This is a genomic window from Cellulophaga baltica 18 (assembly GCF_000468615.2).
GTDB lineage: Bacteria > Bacteroidota > Bacteroidia > Flavobacteriales > Flavobacteriaceae > Cellulophaga > Cellulophaga baltica.
Genome location: NZ_CP009976.1, coordinates 291,145 through 307,283 on the forward strand (window position 1 = coordinate 291,145; position 16,139 = coordinate 307,283).

Below are 16,139 nucleotides of genomic sequence, written 5' to 3' on the forward strand. Positions count from 1 at the left end.
GTTTTCTTATACCTTAGAGGTATCTAATTAAAACCAAAGCCTATGAAAAATTCCATTAGCGTATCCGTAAAGAAACCATGTTCAGAGAAATTTAGTACCTTTAGTACCACCGATAAAGGCGGTTATTGCGCCTCTTGCGAAAAGGAAGTAATCGATTTTACAACCATGTCTAAAAGCGAAATATTAAACTATTTATGTACTGCAACAAACAGCACTTGCGGCCGATTTAAAACCTCACAATTAAATGATTTACAAATGGCAAATTCAAACGTTTCTTCTTTTAATTTTTTAACTAAAAGTATTGGCGCTATGAGCTTCTCATTATTATCATTATGTGCCATATCTAGCGTTAACGCACAAGATGAAGCATTAAGCACTAGTGCACAAACAGAATTAGTTTCAAATCCGGAAGCTACCACCAATACAACTCAAAGCAACAAATACAAGGTAAAAGGTCTTGTGGTAGATCAAGAAAATTTACCACTACCTGGTGTCTCTGTAGTCCTAAAAGGAACGAATGAAGGAGTGTCTACAGATTTTGATGGCAATTTTGAATTCAGCAGACGCTTATCTGAAGGTGATGTTCTTGTCTTTAGCTATGTAGGGTATGATACTCAGCGTTATACCATCGCCAAAAGTGAAACAGATACCATTGAAATTTCTATACTTTTTGATGCGGCAGATATAGAACTTATGGGAGATATTTCTATCGAAGGAGTATACCAGCCAAAAAGAAACATTGCTCAGAAAATTGGTTCTATCTTTAACTAATGAGGTATGCCTTTCTTATTTTTATTTTATGCGCAAGCATAAGCTATGGGCAACGCTCAGCATTTAATGCCATAGATTTTTCTAAAGCAGATAGTGTTGCCTATCAATACAAAGGAGCAAGTTTAAAAAGTCTTCCTATACTTGTTCATAACCTAACTACAAATTTACACACAGACGTAGAGAAATTTAGAGCGATATATACCTGGATAAGTACCAATATTGAAAATGACTACAACTCATATGCAAAAACGAAAAGCAAGAGAAGTAAAATAGAAAAAGATCGCACCGCGTTCTTAGCATGGAATCAAGACTATACTCCTAAGGTCTTTGAACAGTTAATTCGCAACAAAAAAACAGCTTGCACGGGCTATGCATATTTAGTTCGTGAGATGGCTAGCTTAGCAGAAATACCTTGTGAGATTATTGATGGTCATAGCCGTACACCAACATTGCCATTAACACTGGAAAGCCTCCCTAACCACTCTTGGAATAGCGTGCAATTGAATGGAAAATGGTATTTATGTGATGCCACTTGGTCTGCTGGACAAATAGTTTTTAAGGAAGGGAATCCTGAATTTCAATTTGAATACCACGATGGTTATTTCTTGGCAGAACCGAGTTTGTTTATACGAAACCATTATCCTTTAGAAAAAAAATGGGCTTTTTTGGACAACATGCCAAGCTTTGAACATTTTATTTCTGGTCCTATAGTGTATAAAAATGCATTTAACTTTTCCATCAATCCAGAATTCCCATTAGCACTAGAAACAGAAATTATCAAAAATGAACGTATTCACTTTAAATTTTCCAGTGCTGAAAGATTAGATCCAGCAGATCTAGTCCTAGAAATAGGAAATGGTTATGCCACGCAGACCATAGACACTACATTTTTTCAGCATGATTCTGACTATAGCATTTCTTATAAGTTTACGAAGGCGGGCTTATACGACGTTCACTTAAAATACAATGGTGCTATTATCGCCACCTATATTATACGGGTAAAAAGAAAGTAATCTTTTAAAACGTTAAGTATAAAAAACCCAGCACTTGAGCGTGCTGGGTTTTTTATACTTCATACTATTTGAACAAGACTATTTCAAAAGCCACATTAATGAGTTAATATCATCCCCAGAAGTAAACTGTCTATTTATGGAAGCTTTTAAACTTGCCGTATTATTTGTTGCTTCATTGGAAGGATACAACCACCTTTTGGGTATTCTACCCTCATTTAAGGTTCCACCACCATCTACATTAAATTCAGGATATCCTGTTCTTCGTTGCTCATAAAATATTTGCCATCCGGTATTTAAAAACAAGGCTATATGTTTTTGTGTTGCGATACGTTCTATTGCATTAGCACTAGTTAATTGGACTTCCGACTTCGCTAAGTAGGCAGTTACCTCTGAAATACCATAAAAGTTCATTGATGCTTTAATGCCTTCGTTATAATATGATGCCGCATCACCAGAAATCCAAGTTCTTGCTACCGCTTCTGCTAGAATAAATTGTAACTCTGAATAGCCAATTAACAGACTAGGCTCGTTTACAGGATCATTGTAAAACCGAGAAGCTATTCTAGAGGCATTCCCTGCAACCGCTTTAGCTGCATTATCACTAAAAATAGCACTTCCATATAAACCATCATAAGCATTAAAATCATCCTCTGCCAAAGCAACAGCTGCAGGTGTTTTTTCCGCAAAAACAAACAACCTTGGATCTTCCAAATCTTTGAGCCTGTCTACAAAAGACTCTTCTAAATAATATGCAGTCTGTAACTCGTTATTATTAAACAGAGGATATCTGTTATCTTGAATGTTTACATATACCAATGCACCATTGTCCTCATTAGAATCAAACAAAGGATATTTAGTTGGGTTCTCTAAAATTTCCTGGAATCTTCCTATAACATTCAAAGAAGCTACGTCCGTTTTGTTGGACAACATTAACAATACTCTTAAATAGTACGTATTAATTAATTTACGCCATTTTGTTTTATCACCATCATAAATAATATCTCCTAATATCAGCTCTTCGTTTGTTGCTAGCGCATTAGAGGCATCATTCAAATCATTTAAAACTTTCAGAAAAATAGCTTCTTGTGTATCATAAACAGGTGTATAATTTTCTTCTTCTATAGCTAAAGTCTCGCTATAAGGAACTTCCCCGAAAACCATAGTTAGCTCCGTTATAAAATAAGAATTAAAGAATTTTGCTAAAATTGAATAGACTTCTATTTCTGCTTTTTTACTTTCTTCAATCATTTTATGCACTTGCTTAATATTGTCATAATTAGCAAATGAAGCTTGTTGCCAGTTGTAATATTGATTTTCATTAATACCGTCCGTAAATGTTAGATATCTACTAGCCAAAGCGCTATTTAAACTTACATTATTAAATGCTTTTGTTTCGATATTAGTTAATAATAAATCTGGACTAACAGAAGTTGCTCTATTAGGGTCATCTTGTAAATCTTCTATTTGGGTACAACTTACCGTAAAGAAAAGTGCACATAAAATGTATATACTATAATTTTTCATTTTATTTTTTATTTAAAATTTTACGTTTAAGTTTAAACCTATATTTCTTGTAGATGGTGCTTGTAAAGCATCTACTCCTGAATCAGGATCTATGTTTGGCACCTTTGAATTCAACCAAAGATTACGACCAATTAATGACAAGCTAAACTCATGTATTGGGGTATTATCTAATACTTTTTTAGGAAAATTATACGTAAGTGTTACTTCTCTTAACTTTACAAATGACTCTTTGTAATAATGGTAATTTGTATTATGACCATTACTAGTGGTTTGCATAAAATTGATGTAATTAACAGCCACATCATTTGGCGCATAGGTTCTAGTATCACTAGTGATTGCACCATTCACATCATAAGAAACAGTACCACCAATTACTTTAACGCCCGGTGCAACATAAGAACTTACTCCGCTGTTAGCATCGTCTCTAAATTGATTCACTGTACCTTTATGTTTACCTCCCCACCACATTTTTTGATTGGTTGTAGAGTAAATTAAGCCCCCAATTCTACCATCAAATAAGAAGGATAAATTAAGATTTTTATAGCTCAAGGAATTGGAAATTCCATAAGTCCAATCTGGATCGTCTTCCCCTATATATCTTTGATAAGGATCATTTACAGGAAAACCATTTTCGAAAATAACTTCTCCTTCTGTGTTTGTTTGATACACATCTGCATAAATTTTATCTGTCCGATCACCAACTTTTATAAACCCTTCGGTCTGTTCTCTATCTCCATAAATTTCTTCTTGAAATCTTCTAAACTTACTTAAATTAACGAGTATGTTCCAGCTAAAGTTTGCTGTTTCAATTGGCTTCGCATCTAATACAAATTCAAGGCCTTTACGCTTAAATTCATCGCCATTTAGTAAAATACTTTCGTAGCCCGTAGCATCAGAAATCGGACTATAAATTAAATTATTATAATCAGTTGCTTCAAAATACGCTACATCTAAACCTACTCTATTGTTAAACCATCTAATATTAGCTCCCACTTCCCAAGTGTCTGAGGTTTCTGGTTCTAGACCTGCCGCTAATAAACTTGTACCAAAGGCTGCAGAAGTATTGCCATTCCAAGTAGTCCCTTTATCGTAGGCCTGAATGTAGGCATAAGGATCTGTTTCTTCTCCTATTTTCCCTTCAGATACCCTAGACCAAGAACCTCTTAACTTTGCAAAACTAATAGCGTTTGGCATTGTAAAAAGACTTGATAACACTAAGGATCCAGAGACCGATGGGTAAAAGAAAGAATTATTTTCTTGTGGTAAGGTAGAGACCTTATCATTTCTACCGGTAATAGATACATAAAATGCGTTGTAAAAAGACAAATCTATAAAACCATACACACTTTTTATAGCATCTTTTTCTTCTCTATTAGAAGCAATATAACTTGCACCTGCATTATTTGCCAAGTTATAAAAGCCAGGAATATTTAAACCATCTGTTTGTGTACTTGCTATAGTTGATTTACGAAAATAATTAGAATAAGCAACCTCACTTTTCAGGCTAAAATTGTCAGTAAAACTCTTTTCATATTTTATACCCAAATCGGATATAATATCAAAATAACGACTATCCGAATTTGTAAAATTTCCTAATGATTTATTCCCATATCCAATATAACTTTTTGGTTCTTTGTACGTTCTATTTAAACTATAAACATTTATACCACTTGTACTTTTAATACTAAGCTCTGGTGTTATATTATACTCAAAAGCAACATTCCCGAAGACATTGTCTTTATCATATCCGCGCTCATATTCATACGCTTGAAAATAAGGATTGTTATAGTAAGATACATTAAAATGCCTTTGCTGATACCCTTCTTGACCTTCTCGCCAATAATTTCGTAAATCTTTTACATCTACATCTACACCAGTCCATAAAAGTAAGTTATACAAGTAATTTGTAGGACCATAACCAACCTCCGGAAAGTTATCTGTGTATTGCTTATTGTAAGTTAAGCTAGAACTAACTTTAAAAGTGTCCGAAGGATTTAAAGTACCGCCCACTGTAAAGGATGTATTTCCTAAATCTGTGTTTGGCACGATACCTTTTTGATAAACATTAGAAACAGACATTCTGTAACTAGCTTTATCATTACCCCAGTTTACACTTACATTATTAGTTTGTATTGACCCAGTTTGAAAAAAGTCTTTAATGTTGTTTTTTCCTCTTGAAGTAAATGGGATAGGAATTAAATTACCTGCTGCATCTGTTGGGCTATTATACTGAGTTGTCTCAAAAAACCCACTAGGTGTAGATGGGTCTAATTGATCTACTTTGGGGCCCCAGATCCATCCGCCACCTTCAGAACCACTACCTAATCCATTACTATACGCATATTGCCCTTGATTTCCGTTTCCATAAACCGTTTGTACATCTGGAACTTTAGTGAAAGAAGGCTGAAAAAGTACGGAACTATTTATTGTTACTGTTAGCCTACCCTTTTCTCCTTTTTTAGTGGTAATCATGATGGCCCCATTTCTACCAACAGATCCATAGAGTGCAGATGCTGTAGCTCCTTTAAGTACACTAATGCTTTCTACATCATCAGAATTAATTTTCCAAATATCAGCAGATCTATCAGGAATACCATCAATAACCAGTAAAGGTTTAGCGCCTCTTAAGCTAATTTCTGGACTCTGAAATAAATCTGTTGAGTTTTTAATATTTAAACCAGCAACTTTACCGGTTAAGGAGTTAATTAAATTAGGTTCTTTTGCTTTTTCTAAAGAAGTCCCCTTTACCTCTTGTACAGCATATCCTAGTGCTTTTTTTTCTCTCTTTATTCCTAAAGCTGTTATGACAACTTCTTCTAATGCCGCAGCATCTTCAACTAGGGTAACACGTACAATAGTTGCATCTGAAACCGTAACTTGCTCGGTTTTAAAACCCATGGAAGAAAATATAAGTACTTCCCCAATCGTGGCGCTAATCGTATAATTACCATCAAAATCTGTAGTTGTCCCGTTTGCCGAATTGGCTACTACAATACTTACCCCCATTAGAGGTATACTATTTTCATCTACAACCGTGCCTTTAATCGATTGTTGTCCATATCCAAAACAGGATGCAAGCAGTATTAGAACTAGCGTAATTTTAAAATTCATTTTCTTTTAATGTTTAGTTAAATTGGTTTTAGTTATTATTGATGTACCAAGTATTGAGTACATTATTCGGAGTTTCTAATACTATTTTTAACATCTTGCCTTTATGCTTTTTAAGCGATAGCGTAGTCTCTTCATTAGCCAAACTCACTCTAGCTACTTTTTTATGAGTATCTTTTTTACCCTCTTTAAATTCATTGGTGTTCGAAGTATAAAAGGTTCCTTTTTCTCCATTTTTAGTAGCGTTCTTCCAACGGAGGACAATGGTATCACTCTCTTTACTTGCAGTTAAATCAAAAGCATCTACAGGACCAATAAATGGTGTTCCATCAATTTCATAGTGTACCTCTTTTGATACCTCAATATTTAGAAAGCGCAACATCGTTGGATAGATATCTGTAATTGCAACAAGCTCATTTTTAAAAAAATCGTTTGTATTTTTTTCATTCGTAACCACCCATGTTGCACGTTCTCGATCTGTTTGCCCGCCATGATGACGGCCATCTTTTGGACTTCGGCCATGATCTGTAGTTACAATGAGTAACCAATCTTCATTAAAGTTAGCTTCACGCTCTTTTACAGCATTCCATATTTTTCCTACTAAATTATCTTCATACGTAATAGCCAGATCTAATTGCGGACTATCGCCTAACCCATGACCAACATCATCAGAATATTCCAAATACACCCACGATAAATCTGGCGCCTCTGTTTTAATGTATCTTGCCGCTTCTTCTGCAACAAGCTTATCAATGTTTTTTATATACTGACGTAAGGAATCATGGGGATACTTAATTGTATCTAGTTCAAACCCATCAAAAGCATAGTCCAAGGTTACATTTTTATCTGAACCAATACCTTCAATCAATTTTGTTCTATTGTCTAACCACGTAGAAAAAATTGCTGTTTTTTTATTTGGGTATTGCGCTTTAAAAACCTCGAAAATTGTTGGATAATTATAATTTGGCGCCTTAATACTGTTGCCATACACATTGTGCTTATTTACCCAAGTTCCCGTAAGCAAACTATTATAGCCAACTGCAGAAATAGTTGGGGTTTCTGAGTAGGCATCTTTTTTACCGCCTACATAGGCTTTGGAATAACTACCACCAGCTGAGATGCTATCTAAATAAGGAGTTGATGCTTTTTGAAGCATATCTGTAGCTATACCATCTACAATTATAAAAACAACTTTCTTTTCCTTTACGGAATTATTATGTTGCTGCGCAACTAGTACTTGTGCTACTAAAAATGAAAAAAATAAAATGTATTTTACTTGTGGCCGCATTTTTTAGGTTTAATTGATTACACTAAAATCTGCGTCAAAAGTATTTTTATAAATTATTAATTGAATGAATGTTCAATTAATAAAACTTTAAATAAACGTTAATTTGAAATGGACTACACAAAGCCGTAATTATCTTAATATGTTACATTTGTCTAAATAAAAATCTTACATGGGAAGAAAAAGTGTGTCTGTAGCTAGACGAAAAGAAATAATAAAAGCATTCTATAATGTAGCAAAAGAGATTGGCCTAGAAAACACCTCAATTGCTAAAGTTGCCGAGGATTTAAGTATAAGTAATGGCTTAATTATGCACTATTTTAAAACCAAAGATGAACTTCTAATTGGGTTGAATGAGTTTATATTAGAGCAGCATTTAAATATTGTTCAAAACCACGAAAATGGCATCATAGACACCAAACAAAAACTTCACAATCTAATAACCTCTCTTTTTTCAAGAAATTGGAATAAATATTTTGATGACGGTGTTTTTTACAGTTGCTACGCTTTAATTTATAGAAAAAAAGATTTCAACGACAGTTTTAAAAGCTATCTACAAGCACTACATACCGTTTTAGACACAAAACTTACTGAAGCAAAAGAAAACGGTATAATTTGCAATAAAGATATTCATGAAATTACAGAAATCATATTTGCTTTAATTGATGGTGCTTATTATTATTTAGGCACTTTTAATGAAAACACGGAAGATTACAAGAAAAAAGAGCAAGTTTACATTAAGTATGCGTTAAATATTCTTGATTTTATAGAGTAGCAGAAATATCACTTAACAATTTTTATAACAGCATATACTCCTATTAACCCCCAAATTAGATTGACGACAATATTTGGAACATCTTGTAGAATAAATCCGTTTATGACTAAACAAATGGCACCAAGTATATTTAAAGTATGATACACTTTAGACTTGGATGATAGTCTACCTATACTTAGTAATAAGTATGACAAAATAAAAAGTACTGCACCTGCCCAACCAATTAACATATTTCTTATTATGAAATTTTAAATGAATGTGTATTTTATTGAAGTCAATACTTTTTATTCATTAGACTAATCTTTTATTGGCTCAGGAATAGTTAGTTCTACTTCTGGTGGGATGCGTTTCGCTAAGAAAAGTATTTGACCTAAATGACTAGATTGATGTTCCATCACATGAAACCAACAATAGTGATTACTTATATCTGAGCTTGGTTGTATTTCTTCAAACCATTTATCATCTCTCTTTTTAAGTTCTGCAATTGTTTCTGCTCGTACTTCATTATAGATATCTAGGTAGTACTGCACTTCATGCCCTTTGTATTTATCTCGAGCGGCAGCTCCCAAATTTAAAGCATCCAACCAAATTTCATTTTCTTCTTCATTAAAGCCACGGCCCTCAAAAGTAAATACCTGATAATACTTTTCTGCTGCGGCTAAATGCATAATTAAAGCCCCTATTCTATTTGCCTTTTCATCGTGCAGATGATCTAGTTCATAGGTTGACATATTTTTTACTCTACTTTCTACCCTAGATTTTAAATCTTCTAACATAGAAATCATAGAACCGATTTGAGGAGACGCTCCTTCTACATTGCCTATAGTAGCTACGGAAAGCTCTATCCCCGCTCCCACTAGCTTCACAGATTTCTTACCTTTTGCAGCATCATCGCTTGAGCTTATTTCAAATTCTTTTACTTTGACTACTTTTCCTCTACCGATACCTTGGCTCCATTTAGGAACTATACCATTAGATATGCCACTTTCAAAACTTGAATTATCTATAGTTACAGGCGCCAAAACACCTTTAGAATTCTCTATAAACAACTGAAATTCATCAAAAAGATAAGTACCATTTCCGTAACACAAGGCTCCAAAATTTAAGGTTCTAGCGTCTTTAGTTAAAACACCTTCAATGGTGTAAGATTTCCATTTATTTAAGCGTATAGGCCGGTCTCCCATATTATCAAAGAAACCTAATTCACCACCTTCATTATCAACTCTTGCCCAAAGGGCAGCCATTGCCTTATCATCAACTAAATCTGCCTTTGCAAATCCTATTAGTTTAAATTTCGTATCCTTCTCTACCGTAACATCTAAAAACTGACTGATAGATATCCATTCTTGAGAAACTTCTTTACTATTTTGAGCGTTCGAAAGGAAACTCAGCAACATTAGTGATACTAATACTATTTTATTTTTCATCGGTAAATGTTCATGGTTATTGTTTCTAAATGTAAGCATAAAACTATTAAAAGCTCACTTACACTTAAACCTGCAAATTTGAATTCAAATCTGTTGATTTTTGAGATTCCAGTTGGGTTTTTATTTTTTTCATTTCAGCGTAATTCAAAGGAATAATAGCGCCTAAAGCTATTGGGACAACAATCATAGAAATAAAAAAGGTATTGTCTTCATTGGTCAATAAGCCATATACACAAAATAGAAAGAGAGCTCCCAGAACACCTATAAGTGCTCGTGTTATAACTTTCATTACTTTTAATTCTCCTTGGAGTTTTTCTGAAGTTTTTTCCGCTAAATTCATTTCTGGTCTTTTAAGTGGTCAATATTCGCTAGAACTTATAAATATAATTTTAGTGCTACTAAAAACTCATACGGTCTTTAAAGATGTAAGATTGTCTTCTAGATACTTCCACCTCTTCTCCGTTATTCATGCTTAACTTTAGTTTACCATTAAACCAAGGCACCACATTTTTAATGTGATTCATATTGATAATCTGCTGTCGATTTACCCTAAAAAAGTTTTCTACAGGCAATTTTTCTTCTACTTGATTTAAAGATTTATAGAGCATTGGCTTTTGGTCTTGAAAATAAACGCGGGAATAATTCCCCACAATTTCTATCAATAAAATATCCCCTATTTTAACCAGCCAGCATTTTTCGCCGTCTTTAATAAATATCTGACTACTTTCTGTTAGTCGCTCTGTATTGGCTGGCACCTCTTCTGTACCTGATTTTTCTAATGTGGCTTTCACCTTATCAATAGCCTGAGAAAAACGCTTATCATTAATTGGTTTTAATAAATAATCTAAGGCGTTATATTCAAAAGATTTAATAGCGTACTCATCAAATGCTGTGGTAAACACGGTAATCGGAACCTCGTCTAACATCTCTAACAATTCAAAGCCATCTTTTTCTGGCATATTAATATCTAAGAGCAACAAGTCTGGTTTTGATGCATTGATTAATTCAAAACCTTCATCCACATTTTCTGCCTCTCCAATAAGTTCTAATTCCGGATGCTGCTTTAATAATTCTTTAATTTCATTCCGCGCCAAACGAGAATCTTCTACAATTACAGTTTTTATTTTTTTCATAGGGTCGGTATTTTTATAGTGGCAACAACTTCATTTTCAATTTCCTCTAAGGTAAATTGTCCTTTTGGACCATAAAGTAATCGTAGACGTTGTCGTATATTTTTTAATCCTAATTTAGTAGAGTTTTCACTGATACTTAGTTTTCCTGTATTTTTTACCACAATTTGCAATTCAGAAGCTGTAACTATAGTTTGTAAAAGAATTATACCTCCATTTTTTAAGTTAGAGATCCCATGTTTTGCTGCATTTTCAACCAATAATTGTATAATCATGGGAGGAATCATAATCGTTAAACTTTCTGCCGCTATTTCTTTTTCATAGTGCAGCCTGTCTTCCATTTGTATTTTGGCTAAGGCGATGTAATTATCTACCATATCTACCTCTTCACTTAAAGCAATAGCATCAACAGTATTTTTAGACAGTGCATATTGAAGCATTTCAGAAAGCTTGGTAATCATCTCTCGAGATTTATTCACATCTTCTAACATTAAACCTCTAATATTATTAAGGCTATTGAACATAAAATGCGGATTTACCTGTCCCTTCAGCGTATTTAATTGTGCTTCCCGTAATGTGGCATTAAGCTCTAAACTTTCTAATCTATTTTTGTTAGCGTTTATTACAAATTTAATCGCAAAATAAATTATAGTCCACCCAAAAACAGTAATCATGGTATTAAATAATGCAGACAGAACACCTATATTTTCTTTAATCCATTTTATTTCCGTTGCCGTTCTTCCAATATACAGTTCATAAATTTCTTCTGTTGTAAACAATAAAAAATAATAAAGTAAACTACAGCCAAAAAAAGATACCACTAAATTTATAATACTCCTTTTTCCAAATACTTCAATGTCAATATTATTATTTAAATAATGTCTAAAAATTGAAGTACTTACAATACCTATTGCGCTTCCTACTATAAAGCTGTAAAGCATGTAGGTCTTACTAAAACCAAAAGGAAAAATAAGAATAAGGGAACTCATTCCTACCCAACCTAAGATTTGTAAAATCCAAAAAAGCAGCTCTTTATTTGTCTTCGTTAATTTCATGGATTATACTTCTGTGATTTTTTCTTCGATGATGGGTAGCACTAATTCTAGTATCGTATTCCCCTCTTTAAAAGTTCTTGAGAAGTGCGCCTCCTCTTTATACAGCAATTTTAAGCGCTGCTGGATACTTTTCTCTAATACTTTCCTTTGTGATTTTGGACTAGACGCTCCGCTATGGGTTACCGTTAAAAAAAGTTGATCTTCTCTTCTTTCGGAATGAATGAAAATCTCCCCTTTTACGTTATGAAGTAATACTCCGTGTTTCGTCGCTAATTCTATCATATTAAGTAATAGCATTGGCGGAATATCTATTTTTTTTGTTGCTTCTTCAATAGTACATTCAATAGTGGATGCTGTTTTATTTTCAATAAAAACTAAATCTATAAAATTATGCACATACGCAATCTCTTCCTCCAGTAAAACGGTATTGATATTGTTCTTAGTTAAAGAATACCGCAGCAACTCTGCCAGCTGTGTAAGTTTATTTCTAGAGTCTGAAACATCTTCTAACATTAAGCCTTTAATGCTATTTAAGGACGTAAACATGAACTCAGGATTTATATGCCCCTTTAAAATATTAAGCTGTTCTTGTTTTATTTTATCTCGCAACCGTAACCTATCAATACGTGATCTATTATAATCAATCAACATTTTTATACCATAATATAAAACGGTCCAAATTATAATTAAAAACAAGTTTAGGATGAAAACGAAAAAACCAATATTTGGTGAATCAAGAAAATTCTTTTTCACATGTAAATCAACAGAATCTACTAAAAGTCCTACCAAGTAACCAAAACAAAAATTCAATAAAAACCAAGAAATGGTTGTCAAAAATATACCTAAAAAAATGATTGCTATTTGTTTAATTCCAATCTTCTCTACGGAAACGAACTTTTTTAAATAGGCCCTTAAAAGTGAAGTGCTAAAAATTCCGACTATAAATATACTTCCAAATAAAAAAAATAAAGCCTGAATATTAGAACCTGATTTATTTGCAGAAGCCACAAACAAGCCGGAAACAAACCAGCCTATAATTTGTACAATCCAAAAAGGATTTTTGGTTAAAAATTTAATCATTAATTATTTCTTAGCGAATGAAATTACAAAACACTAGACGATGGCTAGTTGTTTAAAATTGTTTTTCTGGTTATTGCATAATAAACGACATACCCCCAACTTAGAACTGCGTGCAGCATAGCTTTCGATATGGATTTGTTTTTCTCCCAGGATGCAGCTATAGCAATGAAACTACCCATTAAAAATCCGCTTTTCAGAATAAAATTAACCAATATTCCTAATCTTATCCCCAGTCTTTTACCAGCGTTATAGGCATCTATATTTCCTATCTCACTATGTCCTGATTCATGTGCTACAAAACTTACCACACCAATCACAGCAATAAAAAAAGCGATACCAATTAAGGTATATACTACGTATTTTAGATTTTTATTCTGTGTTTGTTTTTTCTTATTCATTCCCGATATATTCTCACTTGTAATGTGAATTTACACACTGTTTTTCTTAAAAAACAGTAATTATTAAAGCAAGATAAGATTAATAACTATTTCTATAATGTATTTTACTAAAGAGATCATAGTATTGGTTTTAAAGGTTATTGTATTTCTATACCCTAAAAATAAATCTATTTAAGGGGTTATCTAAGTGAATTATGGCAAACGGTAAATTAGAATAAGCGAACGGTATGCTATTTACAAATGGTTATAAATGCGGTAGGCATCCACCATAAGTTTACGCCAAAAGCTACGGTTGTAATCTCATAGCCTTCACGTGATTTTCGATTCACGAATCGCTCTACATCTATTCTAAGTTGTTCTGTAGACCAGGACGAATCCATTTTTACAATGCTGTAATTTTTCATTTGATTTTATGGTATTTAATATTTAGTAGCCTAAATTATAGATCAGTTGTCCCAGCATATATCCTAATTTATAAAGCACAAAACCGCTAATAATAGTTGCAAAAATTAAGGTCTTTACTATTTCTTTTTGTTTGATACTTGTACTCGTACTCGTAATGGAAACTTTCATATGGGTATACTTTAATGATTATCATTATTATCTGATATAAATTTACACTGATTATCAACCATTTGAAACTACATTATGACCAACGGTACATTCTCAAGAGCGAACGGAAAGTAGTATCTCGTGGTACTTAAATTCATAATATCATTCCCTAATGAAGCTAAAAAAAGGAGCCATTGGGCTCCCTTTTTGATGATTGATTGATGTTTTGTTCCGTATTACTTCAATAGCTCTGAAACTACGGTTGCTCCAGAAAGTTCTGCATATTTTGAAGCGGTGAATCCCATTTTTGAAACTGCTTCCTTGTCCGCCCCATTGTCTAATAATAATTTTATCATCGATACATTATTATAACGCGCCGCGTACATTAATGGGGTCATTCCGTTTACTTCCGTTTTAACTTCTATATCAGCTCCAAACTCTATAAATTTCTTAACCGTATTAAGATCACTCTGTGCAACGGCAATACTTAATGGTGCCACATTCTTGATGTTCGTAGTTTCTACTTTTGCACTTTTATCAGTAGGATGTACGTGTGCATTGGCAACACTTGATAAGGTCATAGTAGCAATAATTCCGAAGGTGTAAACTAAATTTTTCATAAGATGATTATTTTAATGATTGATGATTTGTTTTCTATTATGAGGTAAAGATAGATTGATTATCAAGTATTTAAAACTACTTTATGACCAACGGTAGTTTTTCAAGAGCGAACGGGGATTATCTAAAACTGAATCGATTTACGCTAGTACTATAGAAAGTTATACGCATAAAAAAAGGAGCCATTTGGCTCCCTTTTAGATGATTGATTGATGTTTTGTTTTTTATTATTTCAATAGTGCTAAAGCTGCGGTTGCTCCAGATAGTTCCGCATATTTTGAAGCCGTGAATCCCATTTTTGAAACTGTTTCTTTGTCTGCGCCATTGTCCAATAACAATTTGATCATGTCTACATTGTTAAAACGCGCCGCATACATTAATGGGGTCATTCCGTTTACTTCCGTTTTAACTTCTATATCAGCGCCAAACTCTATAAACTTCCTTACCGTATTTAGATCACTCTGCGCAACGGCAATACTTAAAGGCGCTACATTTTTGATGCTTGTCGTTTCTACTTTTGCACTTTTATCAGTAGGATGTACGTGTGCATTGGCAACACTTGATAAGGTCATAGTAGCAATAATTCCGAAGGTGTAAACTAAATTTTTCATAAGAAGATTATTTTAAAGATTGATGATTTGTTTTCTATTATGAGGTAAAGATAGATTGATTATCAAGTATTTAAAACTACTTTATGACCAACGGTAGTTTTTCAAGAGCGAACGGGGATTATCTAAAACTGAATTGATTTACGCTAGTGTTATAGAAAGTAATACGCATAAAAAAAGGAGCCATTTGGCTCCCTTTTTGATGATTGATTGATGTTTTGTTTTTTATTATTTTAATAGTGCTAAAGCTGCGGTTGCTCCAGATAGTTCCGCATATTTTGAAGCCGTGAATCCTAGTTTTGAAACTGCTTCTTTGTCTGCGCCATTGTCCAATAACAATTTGATCATGTCTACATTATTAAAACGCGCCGCATACATTAATGGGGTCATTCCGTTTACTTCCGTTTTAACTTCTATATCAGCTCCAAATGATATAAACTTTCTTACCGTACTTAAATCACTCTGTGCAACGGCAATACTTAAAGGTGCCACATTCTTGATGTTCGTAGTTTCTACTTTTGCACTTTTATCAGTAGGATGTACGTGTGCATTGGCAACACTTGATAAGGTCATAGTAGCAATAATTCCGAAGGTGTAAACTAAATTTTTCATAAGATGATTATTTTAAAGATTGATGATTTGTTTTTTATTATGAGGTAAAGATATAGTGATTATCAAGTATTTAAAACTACTTTATGACCAACGGTAGTTTTTCAAGAGCGAACGGGGATTATCTAAAACTGAATCGATTTACGCTAGTATTATAGAAAGTAATACGCATAAAAAAAGGAGCCA

18 protein-coding genes are annotated in these 16,139 nt (G+C 33.3%); 3 read left to right on the top strand and 15 right to left on the bottom strand.

Annotated features, from left to right (window positions below; all coding sequences use genetic code 11):
• Positions 1-42: 42 nt before the first annotated feature.
• Both M666_RS20590 and M666_RS01155 read left to right on the top strand, forming a co-directional pair.
• Positions 43-771, top strand: a complete 729-nt coding sequence (locus tag M666_RS20590; protein ID WP_029445330.1) for a carboxypeptidase-like regulatory domain-containing protein — start codon at positions 43-45, stop codon at positions 769-771.
• Positions 771-1,784 (top strand): transglutaminase domain-containing protein, encoded by a 1,014-nt coding sequence (locus M666_RS01155; protein WP_029445329.1) that lies wholly within the window; start codon positions 771-773, stop codon positions 1,782-1,784. The genes M666_RS20590 and M666_RS01155 overlap by 1 nt, the downstream gene beginning before the upstream one ends.
• Before the next feature lie 78 nt (positions 1,785-1,862).
• Here the strand turns inward: M666_RS01155 and M666_RS01160 are convergent, their stop codons facing one another.
• Genes M666_RS01160 through M666_RS01170 form a run of 3 tightly spaced genes read right to left on the bottom strand, consistent with a single transcriptional unit; the run spans position 1,863 to position 7,704 of the window.
• A complete protein-coding gene (locus M666_RS01160; RefSeq protein ID WP_029445328.1) occupies positions 1,863-3,308 on the bottom strand; it encodes a SusD/RagB family nutrient-binding outer membrane lipoprotein in 1,446 nt (481 codons plus the stop codon).
• 12 nt (positions 3,309-3,320) lie between these two features.
• Positions 3,321-6,419, bottom strand: a complete 3,099-nt coding sequence (locus tag M666_RS01165) for a SusC/RagA family TonB-linked outer membrane protein (protein ID WP_029445327.1) — start codon at positions 6,417-6,419, stop codon at positions 3,321-3,323.
• 28 nt (positions 6,420-6,447) lie between these two features.
• A complete protein-coding gene (locus tag M666_RS01170; RefSeq protein ID WP_029445326.1) occupies positions 6,448-7,704 on the bottom strand; it encodes an alkaline phosphatase family protein in 1,257 nt (418 codons plus the stop codon).
• A gap of 169 nt (positions 7,705-7,873) precedes the next feature.
• On the opposite strand from M666_RS01170, the gene M666_RS01175 reads away from it, so the two are divergent.
• The gene (locus M666_RS01175) at positions 7,874-8,476 is read left to right on the top strand and encodes a TetR family transcriptional regulator (RefSeq protein ID WP_029445325.1); all 603 of its coding nucleotides are present in this window, start codon (positions 7,874-7,876) and stop codon (positions 8,474-8,476) included.
• Positions 8,477-8,484: 8 nt separating this feature from the next.
• On the opposite strand, the gene M666_RS20935 is transcribed toward M666_RS01175, so the two are convergent.
• From M666_RS20935 to M666_RS01225, 12 genes are all read right to left on the bottom strand, one after another.
• Positions 8,485-8,706, bottom strand: coding sequence for a CBU_0592 family membrane protein (locus tag M666_RS20935; RefSeq protein WP_029445324.1), 222 nt, complete (start codon positions 8,704-8,706; stop codon positions 8,485-8,487).
• A gap of 66 nt (positions 8,707-8,772) precedes the next feature.
• Complete coding sequence (locus tag M666_RS01185; RefSeq protein ID WP_029445323.1) at positions 8,773-9,903, bottom strand: DinB family protein; 1,131 nt, start codon at positions 9,901-9,903, stop codon at positions 8,773-8,775.
• 64 nt (positions 9,904-9,967) lie between these two features.
• A complete protein-coding gene (locus tag M666_RS01190) occupies positions 9,968-10,243 on the bottom strand; it encodes a hypothetical protein (protein WP_025614007.1) in 276 nt (91 codons plus the stop codon).
• Positions 10,244-10,301: 58 nt separating this feature from the next.
• Complete coding sequence (locus M666_RS01195; protein ID WP_029445322.1) at positions 10,302-11,036, bottom strand: LytR/AlgR family response regulator transcription factor; 735 nt, start codon at positions 11,034-11,036, stop codon at positions 10,302-10,304.
• Positions 11,033-12,088 (bottom strand): sensor histidine kinase, encoded by a 1,056-nt coding sequence (locus M666_RS01200; RefSeq protein ID WP_029445321.1) that lies wholly within the window; start codon positions 12,086-12,088, stop codon positions 11,033-11,035. Before M666_RS01200 ends, M666_RS01195 begins: the two co-directional genes overlap by 4 nt.
• A gap of 3 nt (positions 12,089-12,091) precedes the next feature.
• Positions 12,092-13,168 carry a sensor histidine kinase gene (locus tag M666_RS01205; protein ID WP_029445320.1) on the bottom strand — a complete coding sequence of 359 codons (1,077 nt, stop codon included), beginning with the start codon at positions 13,166-13,168 and terminating at the stop codon, positions 12,092-12,094.
• A gap of 44 nt (positions 13,169-13,212) precedes the next feature.
• Positions 13,213-13,566: a hypothetical protein gene (locus tag M666_RS01210; RefSeq protein WP_039324944.1), complete on the bottom strand. Its 354-nt coding sequence runs from the start codon at positions 13,564-13,566 to the stop codon at positions 13,213-13,215.
• A gap of 230 nt (positions 13,567-13,796) precedes the next feature.
• The gene (locus tag M666_RS20425) at positions 13,797-13,970 is read right to left on the bottom strand and encodes a hypothetical protein (RefSeq protein WP_158400194.1); all 174 of its coding nucleotides are present in this window, start codon (positions 13,968-13,970) and stop codon (positions 13,797-13,799) included.
• A gap of 22 nt (positions 13,971-13,992) precedes the next feature.
• Positions 13,993-14,139: a hypothetical protein gene (locus tag M666_RS20430; RefSeq protein ID WP_155854689.1), complete on the bottom strand. Its 147-nt coding sequence runs from the start codon at positions 14,137-14,139 to the stop codon at positions 13,993-13,995.
• A gap of 215 nt (positions 14,140-14,354) precedes the next feature.
• Positions 14,355-14,738, bottom strand: coding sequence for an ankyrin repeat domain-containing protein (locus M666_RS01215; RefSeq protein WP_029445319.1), 384 nt, complete (start codon positions 14,736-14,738; stop codon positions 14,355-14,357).
• 225 nt (positions 14,739-14,963) lie between these two features.
• On the bottom strand, positions 14,964-15,347 hold the full coding sequence (locus M666_RS01220; protein ID WP_039324946.1) for an ankyrin repeat domain-containing protein: 384 nt from the start codon (positions 15,345-15,347) through the stop codon (positions 14,964-14,966).
• A gap of 225 nt (positions 15,348-15,572) precedes the next feature.
• A complete protein-coding gene (locus M666_RS01225; RefSeq protein WP_029445318.1) occupies positions 15,573-15,956 on the bottom strand; it encodes an ankyrin repeat domain-containing protein in 384 nt (127 codons plus the stop codon).
• Positions 15,957-16,139 lie beyond the last annotated feature (183 nt).